13 protein-coding genes are annotated in these 20,781 nt (G+C 70.0%); 5 read left to right on the top strand and 8 right to left on the bottom strand.

Annotated elements, in window-relative coordinates; translation table 11 throughout:
• Positions 1-197: 197 nt before the first annotated feature.
• Entirely contained in the window at positions 198-3,911 is a 3,714-nt protein-coding gene (locus A5694_RS16630) for a multifunctional oxoglutarate decarboxylase/oxoglutarate dehydrogenase thiamine pyrophosphate-binding subunit/dihydrolipoyllysine-residue succinyltransferase subunit (protein WP_064923145.1), read from the bottom strand.
• 124 nt (positions 3,912-4,035) lie between these two features.
• Positions 4,036-4,818: a hypothetical protein gene (locus A5694_RS16625; RefSeq protein WP_064923143.1), complete on the bottom strand. Its 783-nt coding sequence runs from the start codon at positions 4,816-4,818 to the stop codon at positions 4,036-4,038.
• A 326-nt stretch (positions 4,819-5,144) separates the two neighbouring features.
• On the opposite strand from A5694_RS16625, the gene A5694_RS16620 reads away from it, so the two are divergent.
• A complete protein-coding gene (locus A5694_RS16620) occupies positions 5,145-7,037 on the top strand; it encodes an MFS transporter (protein WP_064923194.1) in 1,893 nt (630 codons plus the stop codon).
• Positions 7,038-7,061: 24 nt separating this feature from the next.
• On the opposite strand, the gene A5694_RS16615 is transcribed toward A5694_RS16620, so the two are convergent.
• Complete coding sequence (locus A5694_RS16615; RefSeq protein WP_234786480.1) at positions 7,062-7,628, bottom strand: LppP/LprE family lipoprotein; 567 nt, start codon at positions 7,626-7,628, stop codon at positions 7,062-7,064.
• A gap of 125 nt (positions 7,629-7,753) precedes the next feature.
• Here A5694_RS16615 and A5694_RS16610 point away from each other — a divergent pair, with 125 nt between their 5' ends.
• Both A5694_RS16610 and A5694_RS16605 read left to right on the top strand, forming a co-directional pair.
• Positions 7,754-9,454, top strand: a complete 1,701-nt coding sequence (locus A5694_RS16610) for a DEAD/DEAH box helicase (RefSeq protein ID WP_064923140.1) — start codon at positions 7,754-7,756, stop codon at positions 9,452-9,454.
• The gene (locus A5694_RS16605; RefSeq protein ID WP_064923138.1) at positions 9,451-10,590 is read left to right on the top strand and encodes an acyltransferase family protein; all 1,140 of its coding nucleotides are present in this window, start codon (positions 9,451-9,453) and stop codon (positions 10,588-10,590) included. The genes A5694_RS16610 and A5694_RS16605 overlap by 4 nt, the downstream gene beginning before the upstream one ends.
• A gap of 108 nt (positions 10,591-10,698) precedes the next feature.
• Here the strand turns inward: A5694_RS16605 and A5694_RS16600 are convergent, their stop codons facing one another.
• From A5694_RS16600 to A5694_RS16585, 4 genes are all read right to left on the bottom strand, one after another.
• A complete protein-coding gene (locus A5694_RS16600) occupies positions 10,699-11,304 on the bottom strand; it encodes a TetR/AcrR family transcriptional regulator (RefSeq protein ID WP_064923136.1) in 606 nt (201 codons plus the stop codon).
• The gene (locus A5694_RS16595) at positions 11,304-12,524 is read right to left on the bottom strand and encodes a cytochrome P450 (RefSeq protein WP_064923134.1); all 1,221 of its coding nucleotides are present in this window, start codon (positions 12,522-12,524) and stop codon (positions 11,304-11,306) included. The genes A5694_RS16600 and A5694_RS16595 overlap by 1 nt, the downstream gene beginning before the upstream one ends.
• Before the next feature lie 101 nt (positions 12,525-12,625).
• Positions 12,626-13,993: an FAD-binding oxidoreductase gene (locus A5694_RS16590; RefSeq protein ID WP_064923132.1), complete on the bottom strand. Its 1,368-nt coding sequence runs from the start codon at positions 13,991-13,993 to the stop codon at positions 12,626-12,628.
• A gap of 37 nt (positions 13,994-14,030) precedes the next feature.
• Positions 14,031-15,746, bottom strand: a complete 1,716-nt coding sequence (locus A5694_RS16585) for a hypothetical protein (RefSeq protein WP_064923130.1) — start codon at positions 15,744-15,746, stop codon at positions 14,031-14,033.
• A 189-nt stretch (positions 15,747-15,935) separates the two neighbouring features.
• Between A5694_RS16585 and A5694_RS16580 the strand changes: the two genes are divergently transcribed.
• Both A5694_RS16580 and A5694_RS16575 read left to right on the top strand, forming a co-directional pair.
• Positions 15,936-16,754, top strand: coding sequence for a uracil-DNA glycosylase (locus A5694_RS16580; RefSeq protein WP_064923129.1), 819 nt, complete (start codon positions 15,936-15,938; stop codon positions 16,752-16,754).
• Positions 16,755-16,792: 38 nt separating this feature from the next.
• Positions 16,793-17,824: an LLM class flavin-dependent oxidoreductase gene (locus tag A5694_RS16575; protein ID WP_064923127.1), complete on the top strand. Its 1,032-nt coding sequence runs from the start codon at positions 16,793-16,795 to the stop codon at positions 17,822-17,824.
• A gap of 316 nt (positions 17,825-18,140) precedes the next feature.
• Here the strand turns inward: A5694_RS16575 and A5694_RS23740 are convergent.
• Positions 18,141-20,781 (bottom strand): PecA family PE domain-processing aspartic protease (locus A5694_RS23740; protein WP_064923125.1); only part of this gene is annotated, 2,641 nt, incomplete at its 5' end.

Here is a 20,781-nt window from a genome sequence, read left to right as displayed (position 1 = left end):
GGATTAGTCGGCCTCGGTGAGCGTGCGCAGTTGCTCAGCACGACGCGGCGTGTTGCGCACAGACGCTCGCCGGTGTTGAGTGCGTTCGCTCAGCCGAACGCCTCGTCGGCGTTTGATGCTCCTCGATTGTTCGGCTTCGTTCCTCAGCCGAACGCCTCGTCGGCGTTTGATGCTCCTCGATTGTTCGGCTTCGTTCCTCAGCCGAACGCCTCGTCGATGATCTCCTGCTGTTCGACGGCGTGCACCTTCGACGAACCCGACGACGGCGCCGACATGGCGCGGCGCGAGATCCGCTTGATCCCGGTCAGCTTGTCGGGCAACAACTCCGGCAGCTCCAGGCCGAACCGCGGCCACGCTCCCTGGTTGGCCGGCTCCTCCTGCACCCAGAAGAACTGCTCCACGTTGGGGTAGCGGTCCAGGGTCGCGCCCAGCCGCCGCTTGGGCAGCGGGGCCAGCTGTTCGATCCGCACGATCGCCACGTCGTCGCGGCCGTCCTTGGCTTTGCGGGCGGCCAGCTCGTAGTAGAGCTTTCCGCTGGTCAGCAGGACCCGGGTGACCTTGCTGCGGTCGCCGTCGCCGTCCTCGTAGGTGGGCTCCTCGAGCACCGAGCGGAACTTGACGTCGGTGAAGTCCTTGATGTCGCTGATCGCCGCCTTGTTGCGCAGCATCGACTTCGGGGTGAACACGATCAGCGGCCGCTGGATTCCGTCGAGGGCGTGCCGGCGCAGCAGGTGGAAGTAGTTCGACGGGGTCGAGGGCATCGCGATCGTCATCGAACCCTCTGCCCACAACTGCAGGAAACGCTCGATGCGCCCGGAGGTGTGGTCGGGCCCCTGGCCCTCATGGCCGTGTGGCAGCAGCAGCACCACATTGGACAGCTGACCCCACTTGGCCTCACCGGAGCTGATGAATTCGTCGATGATCGACTGGGCCCCGTTGACGAAGTCGCCGAACTGCGCCTCCCACAACACCAGGGCGTCCGGGTTGCCGACGGTGTAGCCGTACTCGAAGCCGACCGCAGCAAACTCCGACAGCGGCGAGTCGTAGACCAGGAACTTGCCGCCGCTCGGGGTGCCGTCGGGCGTGGTGGCCAGCAGCTGCAGCGGGCTGAACTCGGCGCCGTTGGTGTGGTCGATGATCACCGAGTGGCGCTGCGAGAAGGTGCCGCGGCGGGTGTCCTGTCCGGACAGCCGAACCAGCTTGCCTTCGGCCACCAGCGAACCCAGCGCCAGCAGTTCGGCGAACGCCCAGTCGATCTTGCCCTCGTAGGCCATCTCGCGCCGGCGCTCCAGCACCGGCAGCACCCGGGGATGCACGGTGAAGCCGTCGGGAATCGCCATGAACGCATCGCCGATACGGGCCAGCATCGCCTTGTCCACCGCGGTGTTCAGCCCGCGCGGCACCTGCTGTTCGGACTCCACCGACTCGCTGGGCAGCGCCGCGTGCTTCTCCAGTTCGCGGATCTCGTTGAACACCCGCTCCAACTGACCGTGGTAGTCGCGCAGGGCGTCCTCGGCCTCTTTCATCGAGATGTCGCCGCGGCCGATCAGGTCCTCGGTGTAGCTCTTGCGCACCCCGCGCTTGGTGCCGATCACGTCGTACATGTACGGGTTGGTCATCGACGGGTCGTCGCCCTCGTTGTGCCCGCGGCGGCGGTAGCACAGCATGTCGATGACGACGTCCTTGTGGAACTTCTGGCGGAAGTCCACCGCCAACCGGGCCACCCAGTCACACGCTTCGGGGTCGTCGCCGTTGACGTGGAAGATCGGCGCGCCGATCATCTTGGCGACGTCGGTGCAGTATTCGCTGGACCGCGAGTGGTCCGGCGCCGTGGTGAACCCGATCTGGTTGTTGACGATGATGTGGATGGTGCCGCCGACCCGGTAGCCGGGCAGCATCGCCATGTTCAGCGTCTCGGCCACCACGCCCTGCCCGGCGAACGCGGCGTCGCCGTGCAGCATCATCGGGACCACCGAGAATGCCGGCTGGCCGTCGCTGTCCGAGGCGCCCCGGTCCAGCAGATCCTGGCGGGCCCGCACCAGCCCCTCCAGGACCGGGTCGACGGCCTCCAGGTGCGACGGGTTGGCGGTCAGTGACACCTGAATGTCGTTGTCGCCGAACATCTGCAGGTACACCCCGGTGGCGCCCAGGTGATACTTGACGTCGCCGGAGCCGTGCGCCTCGGCCGGGTTGAGGTTGCCCTCGAACTCGGTGAAGATCTGCGAGTAGGGCTTGCCGACGATGTTGGCCAGCACGTTGAGCCGGCCGCGGTGCGGCATGCCGATGACGACTTCGTCGAGCCCGTGTTCGGCGCACTGGTCGATCGCCGCGTCCATCATCGGGATGACGGTCTCGGCGCCCTCCAGCGAGAAGCGCTTCTGCCCGACGTACTTGGTCTGCAGGAAGTTCTCGAACGCCTCGGCGGCGTTCAGCTTGCTCAGAATGTACTTCTGCTGCGCCACAGTCGGTTTGATGTGCTTGACCTCGATGCGCTCCTGCAGCCACTGCTGCTGCTCGGGCTCGAGGATGTGGGTGTACTCCACGCCGACGTGGCGGCAGTAGGCGTCGCGCAGCACCGACAGGATCTCGCGCAGCTTGCGGAAGTCGCCGCCGGGCAGGCCCTCGACCTTGAACTCGCGGTCCAGATCCCACAGCGTCAGGCCGTGGGTCAGCACGTCGAGGTCGGGGTGGCTGCGGAAGCGGGTGTTGTCCAGCCGCAGCGGGTCGATGTCGGCCATCAGGTGGCCGCGGTTGCGGTAGGCGGCGATCAGCTCGACGACGCGGGCGTTCTTGTCCACCACCGAGTCGGGGTTGTCGGTGCGCCACCGCACCGGCTCGTAGGGGATGGACAGTTCGAAGAAGATCTCGTCCCAGAAGGCGTCGGAGAGCAACATCTCGTGCACGGTGCGCAGGAAGTCACCGGATTCCGCGCCCTGGATGATGCGGTGGTCATACGTCGAGGTCAAGGTGATCAGCTTGCCCACGCCGAGTTCGGCGATGCGCTGCTCGCTGGCCCCCTGGAATTCGGCGGGGTACTCCATGGCGCCGACACCGATGATCGCGCCCTGACCGGCCATCAGCCGGGGCACCGAATGCACGGTGCCGATGGTTCCGGGGTTGGTCAGTGAGATCGTCACCCCGGAGAAGTCCTCGGCGGTCAGCTTGCCGTCCCGGGCGCGGCGCACGATGTCTTCGTAGGCGGCGACGAACTGCGCGAACCGCAGGGACTCGGCGCCCTTGATGGCGGCCACCACCAGGGAGCGCTTGCCGCCGGCGCCCTGCAGGTCGATGGCGAGTCCCAGATTGGTGTGCGCCGGGGTGACCGCAGACGGTTTGCCGTCGACCTCGGCGAAGTGCCGGTTCATGTTGGGGAACTGCTTGACCGCCTGCACCAGCGCGTAGCCCAGCAGGTGGGTGAAGGAGATCTTGCCGCCGCGGGTCCGCTTGAGCTGGTTGTTGATGACGATGCGGTTGTCGATCATCAACTTGGCCGGCACGGCACGCACGCTGGTGGCCGTCGGCACCTCCAGCGAGGTGGACATGTTCTTGACCACGGCGGCGGCCGCCCCACGCAGCACCTGCACCTCGGCGTCGGCGGCCGGAGCGGGGGCCTGCGAGGGGGCGGGCTTGGCGGGCTTCGCCGACTTTGCGGGTTTCGCGGCGGTCGCCGGTGCAGCTGGGGCAGCCGGTGGTGCAGCTGGCGCCGCCGGTGCAGCTGGGGCTGGTGGTGCCGCTGGCGCAGGTGGCGCCGGCGGGGACGCGGGTGTCGGCGACCCATCACCGCCGGGCTTGTAATCGGCCAGGAACTCGTGCCAGCTCGGATCGACCGACGACGGATCGTCGCGGAATTTGCGGTACATCTCCTCGACTAGCCATTCGTTCTGACCGAAGGGTGAACTCATACCGCTCACGACTGCTTCTCGCCTCGATTCCTGGTCGTCCGGCGAGGCATGTGCGCCGCGCCCGCCTGCCTCATAAAGGCTAGCCTCTCCCAGTTATTCCGCCAGGCTCGCCGCCGAATGTCCGCCGGCCTGATCAGGCCGACGGTTGCGCGGGACTGGCATCGTCGTCCCGCAGGGCCGGCAGCAGATGCAACGTGACCGGCCAGCGGTCGGCGGCCGGGCCGAACGCCTTGCGGGCATTGCCGATGATCTTCTTGCCCATCATGCGGTTGCCCAGGGCCCCGATCACCGCGCCCAGGCCGACCGGTAACAGCTTGCCGAACGCCAGCGCCCCGCGCCGCAGGGTGAAACGCTTGACGAAGTACCGCAGCAGCCGGGAGTTCAGCTCCGACACCGCCGGCAGGGGCAGGGCGGCCGTCCCCTCGGTGAGCCACGCGCCGCTGGTGCGGCCCGAGCCGAGCAGGTCGGCCACCGCACCCTTACCCTCGTCGCCGACCAGCACCGCCAGCACCAGGGCGCGACGTCGCTCCCGGTTGTCGACCGGAATGCCGTGCACCTCGGCGACGGCGAGCACGAAGAACGCGGTGGCCTCCAGGAAGACCGCGGTCTCCCCGGCGACCGCCGACAGCGCGAGCAGGGTGCCGATCGCCGGCACCGCCGCGGTCGCGCCCACCGCGGCACCGCTGGCCGTCGCCGCCGCCAGGTAACGCCTTTCCAGCTTCGCCACTACCTGCGCCGGGCTGGTGCCGGGCTCACTGTGGCGCAGTCGCTCCACGTAGGCCCGCACCGCCGGGCCCTGCACCCGCTCACTGCGCTCGATGACCCGCGACAGCACCCGGGCCGCCATGCTGGGCTTCTCAGCGCCGGGGGCCGGCGCCGGTTCCTGCGCCGACCGCCGTCGTCGAAAGATGCCCATGTTGCCTCCCGTTTCGCCGCCGTGGTGTTCAGGCTAACGCCCCGCTAGAGGTTTACCCGCTTCAATAGCGCAGTAGCCATCCAGCAGCGAATCCCCGCGTCGGGGCCGCGAGTTGTTCAACGCAAAATCTGTCCGTAGCGTCGGATCAAGTGGCTTCATGCCCGCAACAGCAGAGCGCAGCGAGGGGAGGGGCGGCGCTTGTGAGCACCGCGAGCAGCCGGACTCGACCCGGCGATCACGGGAGGCATGGCGAGGCCGTGCGAGTCGCGGCCTCGCGATCGCCCGGTTCGGCGGATGCGACCAATCCGTGGCACGCGCTGTGGGCGATGATGCTGGGGTTCTTCATGATCCTGGTGGATTCCACGATCGTCGCGGTCGCCAACCCCAGCATCATGGCGGCGCTCGACATCGGCTACGACACGGTGATCTGGGTCACCAGCGCCTACCTGCTGGGCTACGCGGTGCCGCTGCTGGTCGCCGGACGACTCGGCGACCGGTTCGGTCCCAAGTACCTTTACCTGGCCGGGCTGGCGGTGTTCACCGCTGCCTCGCTGTGGTGTGGGCTAGCCGGTGGGATCGCGATGCTGGTCACCGCGCGGGCGGTGCAGGGCGTCGGGGCGGCGCTGCTGACACCGCAGACCCTGTCGGTGATCACCCGAACGTTCCCCGCCGACCGTCGCGGTATGGCGATGAGCGTGTGGGGGGCGACCGCCGGTGTCGCGACGCTGATCGGACCGCTGGCCGGCGGGGTGCTGGTGGACCGGCTCGGCTGGGAGTGGATCTTCTTCGTCAACGTTCCGATCGGCGTCCTCGGCTTGGTCCTGGCGTTCCTGCTGGTCCCTGATCTGCCCGTGCATCGGCATCGGTTCGACCTGCTCGGGGTGGCGCTGTCGGGCATCGGGATGTTCCTGGTCGTCTTCGCCTTGCAGGAGGGGGAGTCGCAGGGGTGGGCGCCGTGGATCTGGGCGCTGGTCGTGGGAGGCATCGGCTGCCTGGCCGTCTTCGTCTACTGGCAGGCGGTCACAGCGGGCGAGCCGCTGGTCCCGCTGCACATCTTTCGTGATCTGGATTTCGGCCTGGCTAACTTCGGGGTTGCGGTCATCGGTTTCGCGGCTACCGCGATGGTGCTGCCGGTGATGTTCTACGCGCAGGTGGTGTGCGGGATGTCGCCGACCCGGTCGGCGCTGCTGACCGCGCCGATGGCGATCGCCACCGGCGTGCTCGCCCCGGTCGTCGGCAAGATCGTCGACCGGGCACATCCTCGCGCGGTGGTCGGGTTCGGTTTCTCGGTGCTGGCGATCGCGCTGACCTGGCTGTCGATCGAGATGACGTCCACCACCCCGGTGTGGCGCCTGCTGCTGCCGTTCGCGGCGGTCGGCGTCGGGATGGCGTTCATCTGGTCGCCGCTGGCGGCAACGGCCACCCGCAACCTCCCGCCGCACCTGGCCGGTGCCGGCTCCGGGGTCTACAACGCGACCCGCCAGGTCGGAGCCGTGTTGGGCAGCGCCAGCATGGCCGCCTTCATGACATCGCGGATCTCCGCCGACCTGCCCCCGATGCCGGGCGGCCCGCACCCCGACGGGCGGCAGCTGCCCGAGTTTTTGCACGAGCCGTTTGCGGCGGCGATGTCGGAGTCGACGCTGCTGCCCGCCTTCATCGCCCTGTTCGGGGTGGCCGCCGCGTTGTTCCTGGTCGGCATCGTCATCCCGCCGGCCCGCCGGACACCGCGGGCGATCGACGGCCCCGATGACCTGCCCGATTTCAACGATCTCGACGAACTCGACGACGGGATTCGCCTCGCCGATGCACGCGTCGTGGAACGCGTCAGCTTGCCGCGCCACTTCGCGGCGTTGCGCGCGGCCCGCGACGTCGACGAGCCGACCGAGCTGCTCCCGACCGTCGCCCCGAGCGAGCCGGAGGCCCACCGCGGCGCCCCTCGACCAGTCCGGCATCCAGCCCGACATGACGATCCCGTCACCGAGCCGCTGACCGTCGAACTCCCACGGGCGCCGGTGCCGGAGTCGGAGCCGGTGAGCCACAACGGCTTTCATGTCGACGCCGAACAGCACTTCCGGTCGGTCACCAACGGCACGCCGGTGCCTGACGTGTTGGCGAAATTCGGTATCACCGGCAGGGGCCCGGCGCGCCGCAACCGGCACTACCGGGAGGATCCCGACGACACCGATGATCTCGGGCGGCCCTCGCACCGCGACCATTAGCGCGGGTGCGGGGCCGGTTCGCGGCTATCGGCCGGTGTTGCCGATGATCTCCACGCCGGTGCCGTTCCAACGGAACTTGACCAGCCCACTCAACCCGGCGATGCCGCTGGCGTTCTTCAACGCCACCGTGTCGGCAGTGCACTGTGTGAGGTCGATTCCGTTGAACCCGTAGGTGTCCGGCACCGATTGCGGAACGAACACGCCGCGATGGAACAACACCGCCCGGGTGCTGGGACGTTCGGCGTTGGTATTGGCCTTGACGATCACCGCCGACAGGTCGGCACACTCGCTGTAGTTGCCGGCGACGGGTTCCGGGCTCCACGGCTGACCGCTGCGCGGGTCGCGGGGCAGCTCCGAGACGGCTTTGACGATCGCTGGGGCGGCCAGGTTGACCGCGCACGGGTCCGCCGGCGCCGGGCCGGCGCTCGTCGTCGGCCCGGTCGTGGGGGAGGTGGCAGTCCCGTCGGCGGCGGCCGGAGGGCTGGTGTTCTGCGGAGTCTTGGCGACGGTGGAATCGCCTGAACTGCAACCGGCCAGCAGCACCACGCCCAGCCCGCCGACCACGACAAGGGGTCTAGCGGCAGCAAACACACCGGGCACCGTACCGTCGCGCGCACGACAACTCCGGGAGGCGCGGCCGACACACCGGCGCCTTGGCGGGTGCGCCTCGGCTGTGGCGATAGAAGGGCGCGGTTGCCCGTAGACTGCTAGGCGCGATGACCTCCCCTGATGCCCTTCCCACGACCTTTGCTGACCTGCAGATCCACCCTTCGGTGTTGCAGGCCGTCGCCGACGTCGGCTACGAGACGCCCTCGGCGATTCAGGCCGCCACCATCCCGGCATTGCTGGCCGGCTCCGATGTGGTCGGCCTGGCGCAGACCGGCACCGGCAAAACCGCAGCGTTCGCCATCCCGATCCTGTCGCGCATCGACACCGCCAGCAAGGCCACCCAGGCGCTGGTGCTGGCGCCCACCCGGGAGCTGGCCCTGCAGGTGGCCGAGGCGTTCGGGCGCTACGGCGCGCACCTGCCGCGGGTCAATGTGCTGCCGATCTACGGCGGAGCGTCCTACACGGTGCAGCTGTCCGGGCTCAAGCGCGGCGCCCAGGTGGTGGTCGGCACTCCGGGCCGGGTCATCGACCATCTCGAACGCGGCAGTCTGGACCTGTCGCACCTGGACTACCTGGTGCTCGACGAAGCCGACGAGATGCTGCAGATGGGGTTTGCCGAGGATGTCGAGCGCATTCTGGCCGACACCCCGCAGTACAAGCAGGTGGCGTTGTTCTCCGCGACGATGCCGCCGGCGATTCGCCGGATCACCGCCCGCTATCTGCATGACCCGGTCGAGGTCACCGTCGAGGCGAAAACCACGACGGCGGAGAACATCTCCCAGCGCTACATCGAGGTCGCCGGCCCGCGCAAGATGGATGCCCTGACGCGGGTGCTCGAGGTCGAGTCCTTCGAGGCGATGATCGTGTTCGTCCGCACCAAGCAGGCCACCGAGGAGGTCGCCGAAAAGCTGCGTGCCCGAGGGTTTTCCGCGGCCGCGATCAACGGTGACATCGCCCAGGCGCAGCGTGAGCGGACCATCGCCGCGCTGAAGAGCGGCAACATCGACATCCTGGTCGCCACCGATGTCGCAGCCCGCGGCCTGGACGTTGAACGCATCTCACACGTGGTCAACTACGACATCCCGCACGACACCGAGGCGTACGTGCACCGCATCGGCCGCACTGGGCGGGCGGGGCGGTCCGGCACCGCGCTGCTGTTCGTCAGCCCACGGGAACGCCACCTGCTCAAGGCGATCGAGAAGGCGACCCGCCAGAAGCTCACCGAGTCGGCGCTGCCCACGGTTGAGGATGTCAACGCGCAGCGGGTGGCGAAGTTCGCCGACTCGATCACCGCCACCCTCAGTGCTCCCGGCACCGATGTCTTCCGCGGCCTAGTCGAGGAGTACAGCCGCGAGCACAACGTTCCGATGGCCGACATCGCCGCTGCGCTGGCGCTGCAGTCCCGCGACGGCGAGGCATTCCTGATGGAGCCCGAACCGCCCGCTGCCCAACGTCGTTCGCGGGAGAGGGCCGATCGGCCCGATCGCAAGGACGACCGCAAGAGCGGTCCCAAAGACGGCTTCGCCACCTACCGGATCGCGGTCGGCAAGCGGCACAAGGTCTCTCCGGGTGCGATCGTCGGGGCACTGGCCAACGAAGGCGGCCTGCACCGCAGCGACTTCGGCAACATCAGCATCCGGGTGGATCACTCGCTGGTGGAACTGCCGGCGAAGTTGTCGGGCAAGACACTCAAGGCGCTGGAGCGCACCCGCATTCAGGGCCAGCTGATCAACCTGCGCCGCGACCGCCCATCCGGCAAGCCCGACCGCCACGGCGACGGGGGGACGTACCGGAAACGGATGGGATGACGCTGCCGCAGGAGGAGGTCGCCCAGGGCGGACTCGAGCAGGTCTCCCGCGCCGACCGGGTCGCGTCGCTCACCGGCGTGCGCGCGGTGGCCGCGATATTGGTCGTCGGCACCCACGCGGCCTACACCACCGGCAAGTACACCCACGGCTACGCCGGCCTGCTGGGCTCCCGGATGGAGATCGGGGTGCCGATCTTCTTTGTGCTCTCCGGTTTTCTGTTGTTCCGGCCCTGGGTGCGCGCCACCGCCTTCGAGCGTCCGGCACCCTCGGTACGCCGCTACGCCTGGCACCGGGTGCGGCGCATCATGCCCGCGTACGTCGTCACGGTGCTGCTGGCCTACCTGATCTACCACTACCGCACCGCCGGCCCGAATCCCGGCCACAACTGGATCGGTCTGCTGCGCAACCTGACATTGACCCAGATCTACACCGACAACTACATGTTCGGCTATCTGCATCAGGGCCTCACCCAGATGTGGAGCCTCGCGGTGGAGGTCGCCTTCTATGTGGTTCTGCCGCTGCTGGCCTGGCTCACGCTGGTCTGGCTGTGCCGGCGACAGTGGCGGCCGGTGCGCCTGCTGGCCGGGCTGGCGGCAGTGGCGGCGATCAGCCCGGCCTGGCTGATCCTGGTGCACGCCGGTGACTTTCTGCCCGACGGTGCCCGGCTGTGGCTGCCGACCTACCTGGTCTGGTTCGTCGGCGGAATGGCGCTGGCGGTGCTGCAGGCGATGGGTGTGCGCTGCTACGGTTTCGTGGCGATTCCGCTGGCGCTGATCTGCTATGTCATCGCGGCCACCCCGATCGCCGGGGAACCCACCACCTCGCCGGCCAAACTTTCCGAGGCACTGGTCAAGGCCGGCTTCTACGCCGCGATCGCCACTCTGGCGGTGGCGCCGCTGGCACTGGGCAACCAGGGCTGGTACGCGCGGTTGCTGGCGAGTCGGCCGATGGTGTGGTTGGGGGAGATCTCCTATGAGATCTTCCTGGTCCATCTGGTGCTGATGGAGGTGGTGATGGTGGAGGTGCTGCGCGCACCGGTGTACACCGGCTCGATGCTCAACCTGTTCGTTGGCACGATGGCGGTCACCATTCCGGTGTCCTGGTTGCTGCACCGGTTCACCCGGGTCAAGGCCTGAGCCGCGTTGCCGGCCGGACCCACAGGGCTAGTTGCCCGGCTCTGCGCGACAAATCGCGGTCGGCTCGGCCACGCACCCGCCGTTGTCGCGCAAAGCCGGGCAGCTCTCCTATTCCCCTGAACCGGCCCCCGCCGACCTGAGTCGGTCCGGTGCAACGACGACCGGCACCACGAACTGCATCAGCATCGCCCGCTCGTCGTCGGGGTCGCGGCCCGGGAAGCTCAGCAGCGACGTCATCACCCGCACCACCCAGCGGGCGCGCTGCTGCACCGCCGCGGTGTCGTCGGTCCCCAGCGCGGACAGGAAGGTCGTGACCATCACCGTGATGACCTCGGAGCGCTCGGCCATCGCGGCACCGATCGGCGGACCGGTCTCGGCGAACCACGACGCCAGCGCCGGGTTGGCCCGCACCAGCGCCAGCGACTCGGTGATCCCGGCGACCAGCCGCTGGGCCGGATCGTCGATACCGGCCAACCGCTCGGTCAGCTGCTGATACAGCGCGTTGGCCCAGCGGTGCACGTAGGCGGTGTAGAGCGCGTCGCGGCTCTCGAAGTAGCGGTACAGCGTGGCGCGCGAACACCCGGCCGCACGGGCGATTTCAGTCATGCCGACCGAGCCGGGGTCATGCTGGGCGAACAACGTCTCGGCCGCGTCGAGGATCTTCTCGGCCGCCAGTTCGCCGCGCTGATCCGACAGCCAGGACCGCCCGGCCATCATGACGCGGCGGTGAACGGAACCGACAGCGGTCGGCGCACGTAGCTGCCGCCGGCCCAGCGGATCCCGGCCTCGTCGATCGCATAGTCCGGGCAGCGGGCGAGCAGCTCCTCCAGCGCCACCCGCGCCTGCATGCGTGCGGCCTGGTTGCCGATGCAGTGGTGCGCGCCATAGCTGAAGGTGAGGATCTGGTGCGGCTTGCGCAGCACGTCGAGTTCGGCGGCGTCCGGCCCGAACTGGCGCTCGTCGCGGTTGCCCGAGCCGTAGAGCAGCAGCACCTTGCGGCCGGCCGGAATGGTGGTGTCGCCGACGGTCACGTCCCGGGTCGTGGTGCGGGCCAGACCTTGCACGGGCGAGGTCAGCCGCAGCAGCTCCTCGACGGCGTCGCGGATCAACTCCGGGCGGTCCACCAGCAGCCGCCGCTGGTCGGGGTAGCGTTGCAGCAATTGCACTGAGCCGCCGAGCATTCCGGTGGTGGTGTCGTTGCCGCCGGTGACCATGGTGAAGGTGAACGCCAGCACCGCCAGCAGTCCCTTGATGTCGCCGTCGGCGCCCATCCCGGCCGCCACCAGATGCGAGACGGTGTCGTCCTCGGGTTCGGATCGGCGGCGTTCGATGAGCGCGGTGAAGTAGGCCATCATCTCGCCGATCGCGTCCCCGGCCGAAGCGACCCCGTCCTCGCTGGTGGTGGCGGCGACGATCGCGTCGGTCCAGCCGTCGAACTGGGCCCGGTCCTGCTCCGGCACCCCCAGGTAGTGCGCGACCACCATCGACGGCAGCGGCTTGAACAGGTCGACGACGATGTCCCCGCCGCCGTCGGCCTGCAGCCGTTCGAGGCGTTGCACGACGAACTCGCGCACCTTGGGCTCCAGCCGCTCGACCTGCCGCGGCATGAAACCGCGCGCCACCAGCTTGCGGAACTCGGTGTGCACCGGCGGATCCTGCATCACCATCGGCGGGTTGTCGGCCAGCCCGATCATCTCCAGCTCGCCGTAGTTGATGGTCAGGCCCTGCGCGGAGGAGAAGGTCTCGTGGTCGGCGGCCGCAGCCCAGATGTCGGCGTGCCGGGATAGCACGTAGTAGTCGTGGTCGGGCTTGTCGGCGGGGACCACGTGGTGAACCGGGTCGTGCTCGCGCAGCGCGGCGTACATCGGCCACGGATTCGGCCAGGTTTCGGCGTTGCACGGCTCGAACTTCGGATGAGACAAGGCGGTCGTCATGTCTCATTGATACGACAATCGCGCGCCCGGTGTCAATGGAATCGGAAATCCACGACAAGACACGCGGGGGAAGCGTCGCAGGATTCCGAGTCGCGGTGCGGTCAGATCCCCGAGCCCGGGTTGAGGATGTTCAGCGGGTCGAGTGCGGCCTTGACCCGCTGGTTCAGCGCCATCGCGTCGGGGCCCAGCTGCTCGGCCAGCCAGGGCCGCTTGAGCCGCCCGACCCCGTGCTCGCCGGTGATGGTGCCGCCCAGGGCGATCGCCAGATCCATGATCTCGCCGTAGGCCGTCTCGGCGCGGCGCACCTCGCCGGGATCGTTCGGGTCGTGCACGATCAGCGGGTGGGTGTTGCCGTCGCCGGCGTGGGCGATCACCGCGATCATCAGCCGGTGCTCGGCGGCGATCTTCTCGATCCCGGTGATCAGCTCGCCCAGCTGCGGCAGCGGCACCCCGACGTCCTCGAGCAATAACGGCCCCTTGGCCTCGACGGCCGGGATGCAGAACCGCCGGGCCGCGACGAAGCCTTCGGCCTCGATGGGATCGTCGGTGGAGAACACGTCCTTGGCGCCGTGCTCGGTGAACACCGCCGCCATCAGCTCGATGTCCTCCGCGCCGGCATGACCCCGTTCATCGGAGGCGGCCACCAGCATGGCGGCGGCGTCGCGATCGAGCCCCATCCGCAGTTGGTCCTCGACGGCGTTGATCGCCGCGGAGTCCATGAACTCCAGCATCGATGGGCGCAGCCGCCCGGAGACGTCGAGCACCGCCTCGGCCGCGGCGCCCACCGAGTCGAACGTGGCCACCACCACCGCCGACTTGGGTTGGGCCGGCAGCAGCCGCAAGGTCACCTCGGTGATCACCCCGAGGGTGCCCTCGCTGCCGACGAACAGTTTGGTCAGCGAGAGGCCGGCGACATCTTTGAGCCGCGGCCCGCCCAGGCGCACCGCGGTGCCGTCGGCCAGCACCACCTGCAGACCCAGCACGTAGTCGGTGGTGACGCCGTATTTGACGCAGCACAACCCGCCGGCGTTGGTGGCGATGTTGCCGCCGATGCTGCAGATCTCGAACGACGACGGATCCGGCGGGTACCACAGGCCGTGCGCGGCGACGGCCTTCTTCACCTCGGCGTTGAGCAGGCCGGGCTGGCACACCGCGGTGCGGGTGACGGGATCGACGGTGATCTCGCGCATCTTCTCGGTGCACAGCACGATCCCGCCGTCGACCGCGGTGGCGCCGCCGGACAGTCCGGTGCCCGCGCCGCGGGTCACCACCGGCACCCGATGCGCGCTGGCCCAGCGCATCACCGTCTGCACCTCCTCGGTGCGCAGCGGCCGCACCACCGCCAGCGGTGTGCCCGCCAACGGGTCCAGGGCGTTGTCCTGCCGGTAGCCCGCGGTGATCGTCGGATCGGTGACCACCATCCCGTCGGGAAGGTCGGCGATCAACGGGGCGAGCGCGTCGGAATCCACGCAGGCGATCCTACGGAGCCGGGTGCCGGCCGTGTCGCTACGGATCGACGGTGAACTGCTGCTCGCCGTGGGCTGAGCCGCTCGGCTCGCCCTGCAGGTCGACGACGTAGGTGTAGGTGCCGGGTTTGGTGAGCTGGAAATCCCAGCCGCCGCCCCCGTCGCAGGTCGCTAGTCGCTGCTTACGCGTCAGCACCACGCCGCCGCCGCTGTCGAGGACCTTGGTCTGCTCGGTGCAGTAGGAAAACAGCCCCTTGCCGTCGCTGGTCTTCCAGCGCAGGCCCAAGTCGACCCAGAACGTGCCGTCGTGTTTGGACTTGCTCAGCTGAAAATGGTTGGGCGCCAGCTCGACTCCGGTGTCACCGGGATTGGTGTGCGAGTGGAACACGCTCAGTTTCAAGGTGCCCATGCCGCGGGCCGGCGCGGTGGGTCGCTGTCCGTTGAGGGTGAACTCCAGGTGATTCTTGCCGGTCACCTCGCCGATCGCGCCGGCGATGTTAGCGAAGAACTGGTCGGGCAGGGTGGTCACCAGCGACAGGGCCACGCCGGTCCGATGCACGACATCGCCCAGATACGCCGGGTCGGCGCCCGCTGCGCCACTGATCGGCCCGCCGGCGGCACCGATCCCGGCCAGCAGGCATTGGGCGACGCTGCCGTACTGATCGCGGGCCTGGTAGGCGTCCTTGGGAAGCTGCACCGCGTTCATCGCGGTCAGCGCGCAGTCCCAGGCCGACCGGCTGTTCTGGAACACCGTGACCAGCTGGTCGCCGTCGATGCCCAGCATCCCGAGCCCGGTCAGAATCGAATTTAGTTGCAGTGCAACCGGATTCACATCGACATTGATCGTGGCCGTGGTGGTGCCGGCCGGTAGGACGAGCTGGCCGCCGGAGCGCGGTGTGAGCAGCCCGTTCTTGTCGCCGAACAGCCAGACCGCGAGTTGGTCGTTGCTGTTCAGCGGTGTCGGGTTGGTGAAGGTCCCGGCGGGGGAGGACGTGAGGCCGTAGAACTGGCTGCTGCTGTTGGCGAAGTCGACGCCGACGGCGCCGGCGCCGGCATCGCGTAGGCAGCCGGTGACCGGGGCGTCAGGTTTGGACGCGCTGAGTGTGTAGGAGATCGATCCGATGGTCAGTTGACTGCTTCCCGTGCAGCTCGGACCGGACGTGGTGCCGGGTAGCAGCACCCCTCGGATGGTGTCGACCACCTTGCCCAGGTCGGCGGCGATGACCTGGAACACCGACAGGTGGTCGGTGGCGGCGCTCACCGTGCGGGTCGCCGGATCCCAGGCGGCCGGCAGCAGGTCGATCACCGACCCGTCGGCACCGGAGACCGAGCGGATCACCGGCTTCACCGAATCGCTGAACGCGCCGGCCAGCTGCGGATCGGCGGACAGGTCGAACCGCAGCTCGATCGGCTGCTTGGGCTGCAGTCCGGAGCCGAGCGCGATCGACACCGGGGCACTGGCGGCCACCGCCGCCGCAAACGGTTGGCCGTGCGGTTGCGACCCGCGTGAGATCGTCAACGGCACACCCGGGTCGCCGACGCCCGCCGGTGCCGTTGCGGTGGCCCGCATCCCGCTGAGGGTGATCTCGACGGTGGCCCCGTCGGGGCCGATCAGCGCCGACGGTGACGGCGCCCGGGAGGGCGTCGCGGTGGCTGTAGCGGTGGAGTCGACCGTCTGGTGGACCGAAGAGCAGCCGGTCACCCAGGACGCGGTCAAGACGATCGCCAGCGCGATATGTCCGCAGTACCGTCGCATTCCGGGCCGTCCTGTTCCCCGAGGGCCAACGCCTGCCGGGAGTGTAATGGCGGTCGTCGGACTACCGGGCGAACTCTGCGAACGCGGCGGCTTGCCCGCTCTGCGTCGTTGGCCCCGGCCGGAACGTGGCGGAGCAGCTTGTGCGTAACCGCTTCTAATCGCCGGTGCACTCGGCGGCAGGATGGTCTCATGCTCAACCACCCCCGCACCGGACAGCCCTTCGACTCCCCGGTGCGTCCCGGTACCGGCTGGCCCGGCGACCCGGCGACCCCGGCGACGCCACCGGCCGCCGATGCCGCGCACGTGGTGCAGCTGGCCGACCAATCCGAGTCGATCCCCGAGCTGGACGCCTTGATCAGCGTCTGCCGGGCCTGCCCGCGGCTGGTCAGCTGGCGCGAAGAGGTAGCCGTCGCCAAACGGAAATCCTTTGCCGATCAACCGTATTGGGGCCGGCCGGTACCTGGATGGGGGTCGCCGACGCCGCGGATCGTCATCGTCGGGTTGGCGCCCGCGGCCAACGGGGCGAACCGGACCGGGCGAATGTTCACCGGCGACCGCTCCGGCGACCAGTTGTATGCCGCGCTGCACCGGGCCGGTCTGGTCAACCAGCCGACCAGTATCGACGCCGCCGACGGCTTGGACACCAGCACGATCCGGATCATCGCCCCGGTGCGCTGCGCCCCGCCGGGCAACGCTCCCACCACGGCCGAGCGCAACACCTGCGCGCCGTGGCTCGACGCCGAGTGGCAGCTGCTGGCTCCTCACGTGCGGGTGATGGTCGCCCTCGGCGGCTTCGCCTGGCAGGTCGCGCTGCGGTTGGCCGCCGAGCGGGTGCCCAAACCGAAACCGAAGTTCGGTCACCGTGCGGTCGCCGAACTCGGCCCCGGACTGCGGCTGATCGGCTGCTATCACCCCAGCCAGCAGAACATGTTCACCGGCCGGCTGACCCCGGCGATGCTCGACGATGTCTTCGCCGATGCGGCCCGCCACGCCGGGCTCGCGGACTGATCGGGAAGGTCCGGCGGCGGATGCGCGTTGACCCAAGGGTGCGCCTTTCCGTCCTTGATCTCGTCCCCGTCCGCACCGATCAGTCCACCGCCGATGCGCTGGCGGCCACGGTGCGGCTGGCCCAGGTCGCTGACCGGCTCGGTTTCACCCGGTATTGGGTGGCCGAGCACCACAACATGCCGTCGGTCGGGGCCACCAGCCCGCCGGTGCTGATCGCCTACCTGGCCGCACAGACCGCACGGCTGCGGCTCGGATCCGGCGGAGTGATGCTGCCCAACCACGCCCCACTGGCCGTCGCCGAGCAATTCGCATTGCTGGAGGCGGCCGCGCCGGGCCGCATCGACTTGGGTATCGGCCGGGCGCCCGGGTCGGACCCGGTCACCTCGGTCATGCTGCGCGGGGGCCACGACGAGCAAGAGATCGCGAACTTCCCCGACTACCTCGACCATGTGCGGGCGATGATGAGCAGCCGCGGCGTGCAGGTTCAACTGCGCGACGGCGACTACCTGCTCAAGGCCACTCCGGCCGCGGCGAGCGAGCCGCGGCTGTGGCTGCTGGGGTCGAGCATGTATTCGGCGCGGCTGGCCGCGGCCAAGGGACTGCCCTACGTGTTCGCCCACCACTTCTCCGGGCACGGCACCGAGGAGGCCCTGGCCACCTACCGAGCTGATTTCGTGCCCAGCGCGTGGTGTGCCGAGCCGACGACGTTCCTGACGGTCAACGCCGCGGTCGCCGAAACCCGCGATGAGGCAATGGCGTTGATGCTGCCGAATCTGCAGATGATGGCCCGGCTGCGGACCGGGCGACCGCTGGGCGCGGTGGACCTGGTCGAGGATGCGCAGGCGGCTCGCGTCTCCGATCAAGAACAGCGCATCATCGACGGCGGGCTGCGCCGGGCGGTCGTCGGCGCGCCCGCCGAAGCCGCCGATCAGCTCAAGGCGCTGGCGGAGCAGTTCGGCGTCGACGAGGTGATGGTCAACCCGGTGGCCTCGGCGCGCCGTGGCACCGACCCGGCCACCGCGCCCGGCCGCGAGCACACCCTGGAACTGCTGGCCAAGGAGCTGTTCTAAAGCGTGTCGAACAACTCTGGTGGGTGTTCGGCACCGCCCTTCTCGGGCGCATCGGTGATCCGGGCTACCTCTGTGCCGCCGGTCGTGGCGGCGACGACGAACGCGGCCAAGCCGCAATCGACCCCGACCCAGCTACCACCATCTGCGGTGTTTCAAGTTCTGCCTCGATCCCACTGTCGAGCAACGCCTGCGGCATCAGAGGACGTCGTCGCGAGCACCGCATTCGGCCTGCTGGGACCCAGCATCGAGATCGCCGCGATTCTGGAGAACCATCTCCGGCATCGCGCACGAATTCTCGGGTGCCGCCTGACGGGCCTCAGCGGTCAAAGACCGTCGACCCGAATCCGCTGGGGCGGTAGTCGATGTAGATCGGGTTCTCCGAGAACGGGAAGTAGCCGGAGTTCATCGAGGTGTTCGACCACACGTACGGGCTGTTGGTCGCGGTCGTGGTGAAGGAGTACAGCAGCTTCTCGCCGTCGGCGGAGTACACCGAGATGAGGGTGCCGGCCGGTACCTGCGTACCGATCCCGGCGCTGGGGAACAGCCACTGCGGAACGCTGCCCAACATGCCGCCGGAGTCGATCGAGGTGGACACCGCCACCGGGGCACCACCGTTGATCGACACCATGGTGTCGACGAACGGGGAGCCCGGAAGCGACAGCTCCGGGTCCAGCTGGTTCGGGCCGAACACCACCTCGCCGCGGGTGGCATCGATGAGCACACCCTGGTTGAGGGCACCCGGCAACGCCGAAATGATTGTCGAGGTGCCGGAGAAACCGTTGTTGGGCCCGATGCCGAGCACCCCGGCGATGCCGTACTGGTTGAAGTAGCTCGTCATCAAAGCGTTCGATGCCGGGTCGACGATATTGACCGCGGTGGGATCGGTGACCAGGTCCGTGGGGCAGGCGCCCGCCTTGTCGCAGAAGCCGACCGTGGTGTCGTAGGTGTGGTAGCTGTAGGACTGATTGCCCAGGCCGGCGTAGCTCGCGCTGCCGGCATAGACCGAGTCGCCCAGGCCCTGGCTGTTGCCCAGGATCGTCAGCCCGGTGGAGCCGGTGTCGATCTGAACCGGCACCGGCGGACCGCCGTTGATCGAGATGTAGACGATCGGGCTGATCCCGTTGCTTTGTAGATACAGCGGGATGGAGGCGTTGACCGGGCCCTCCGGGCCGCCGGTGGCCCCATGGGCTGCCGTCCCCGACCCGGCGCCGCCGACGCCCCCGGCGCCGTTGGCGCCGGTGCTGCCGACCGTCCCGCCGTGGCCCCCCGCCCCGCCGTCGCCGCCGTCGCCGCCGCGGGCTCCGGCACCGCCGGCGGCGATAAGGCCCGCGGTCCCTCCGGCGCCGCCATCGCCGGCCGCCCCGCCGTGCACGTTCGTCGAGGCCAGGGTGGCGGTGCCACCATCACCGCCGTCGCCGCCGTGGCCGCCCGCACCGGCGTTGCCACCGCTACCGGCTTGCGCACCCGAACCGCCCGCTCCGCCGGTCCCGGCGTTGCCGCCGGCGCCGCCTGAGCCGCCGTTGCCGCCGCTGGAGCCCTGCGAATAGAAGCTGCCGGTGCCGTCCCCGCCGTGGCCGCCGTAACCTCCGACACCGCCGTTGCCGCCGGTGCCGCCGGTGAACCCGGCAGCGCCGATCCCGCCGGAACCGCCGGCGCCCGCACCGCCACCGTCACCGCCGACGCCGCCGATCCCGACCGGCGCCTGGTTGATTCCGGGCTGGGCGTAGAAGCCGGTGCCGGGGGCGCCGCCGGCACCGGCCGTGCCGCCGTTGCCGCCGTTGCCTCCGGCGCCGCCGGCACTGGCTACCCCGGTGCCGCCGGTGCCGCCACCGCCGCCGGTCCCGCCGCTTCCGCCGGCGCCGCCGTCACCGTTGGTGCCGAACCGGCCGTGCTCGCCCAGGGCGGCGTTGCCCTGGTAGGCCGAGCCGCCGGCCCCGCCCTGGCCACCGGCGCCGCCGTTGCCGCCGTCGAAGCCGGCGTTGGGACCGGCCGCACCGTTGTCGCCGCGCCCGCCGCTGCCCCCGGCCCCACCGGCTCCGCCGGCCCCGCCGCTGCCGTACTGCACATTGTTGGGCGCGTCCACCGTGGCGATCCCGTTGCCGCCGCCGTTGCCGCCTGCCCCGCCCTTACCGCCGGCCCCGCCGGTGCCGGTGCCGGCCCCGTGCGCGCTGGCGCTGCTGCCGCCCGCGCCACCGGTCCCGCCCTGCCCGCCGTTGCCGCCGCTGCCGGGAAGGGCGGCGCCGACGGGCTGGCCCGACTGGTCCAGGCCGCGGCCCCCGTCGCCGGCCGCGCCGCCGTTGCCGCCGTGGCCGCCGTGGCCGTCGCCGAGGGAGTTGCCGCCGGCGCCGCCCGCTCCGCCGTTGCCGCCGTTACCGGCATTGCCGCCGTTGATGCCGGCGACACCGTTCTTGCCGGTCGCCCCGGCTCCGCCGTCGCCGCCGTTGCCGCCGTTGCCGTGGGCGCCGCCGGTCCCGCCGTCGCCGCCGTTGCCGCCGTTGGCCCCCGCAACGGTCGCGTGGTAGCCGTTGCCGCCGTCACCGCCGTTGCCGGCCGGACCGGTGGGCGCGGCGCCGGTCACCCCGGTAGCCCCGAGGGTCGAGCCCGCCCCGCCGGTGCCACCGGCACCGCCGGCCCCGGCGTTGCCGCCGTTGCCGCCGGCTCCACCGTCCGGATGGGCGGCGTCGCCGTCGCCGCCCCGGCCGCCGTTGCCCGGATCGCCGCCGGTGCCGCCGGTGCCGCCGGCCCCGCCGACGCCCTGCAGGCCCGCGGCGCCGTGGACGGATGCGCCCCCCGCGCCACCGACCCCGCCGGTGCCGCCGGTCCCGCCGGCGCCGCCGTCCTCGCCGCGCTCGCCGGTGCCACCGGCGATAGTGGCGGGGGCCCCCGCGGCGCCGGGGCCGCCGGGGCCCCCCGGGCCCCCCCGGGCCCCCGGGTCGCCCGGGGCCCGGGGGGGGGAA

Origin of the sequence: Mycolicibacter sinensis, assembly GCF_001667945.1 — a bacterium.
In the GTDB taxonomy this organism is placed as follows: Bacteria; Actinomycetota; Actinomycetes; order Mycobacteriales; family Mycobacteriaceae; genus Mycobacterium; species Mycobacterium sinense_B.
This window is presented reverse-complemented; position numbering and strand designations above follow the sequence as displayed.

Bases quoted from the DNA above. Each gene is read 5' to 3' on its own strand.
- A5694_RS16625 (WP_064923143.1), bottom strand. From the start codon at position 4,818: ATGGGCATCTTTCGACGACGGCGGTCGGCGCAGGAACCGGCGCCGGCC.
- A5694_RS16600 (WP_064923136.1), bottom strand. From the start codon at position 11,304: ATGGCCGGGCGGTCCTGGCTGTCGGATCAGCGCGGCGAACTGGCGGCC.
- A5694_RS16595 (WP_064923134.1), bottom strand. From the start codon at position 12,524: ATGACGACCGCCTTGTCTCATCCGAAGTTCGAGCCGTGCAACGCCGAA.
- A5694_RS16605 (WP_064923138.1), top strand. From the start codon at position 9,451: ATGACGCTGCCGCAGGAGGAGGTCGCCCAGGGCGGACTCGAGCAGGTC.
- A5694_RS16620 (WP_064923194.1), top strand. From the start codon at position 5,145: ATGATGCTGGGGTTCTTCATGATCCTGGTGGATTCCACGATCGTCGCG.
- A5694_RS16585 (WP_064923130.1), bottom strand. From the start codon at position 15,746: ATGCGACGGTACTGCGGACATATCGCGCTGGCGATCGTCTTGACCGCG.
- A5694_RS16580 (WP_064923129.1), top strand. From the start codon at position 15,936: ATGCTCAACCACCCCCGCACCGGACAGCCCTTCGACTCCCCGGTGCGT.
- A5694_RS16610 (WP_064923140.1), top strand. From the start codon at position 7,754: ATGACCTCCCCTGATGCCCTTCCCACGACCTTTGCTGACCTGCAGATC.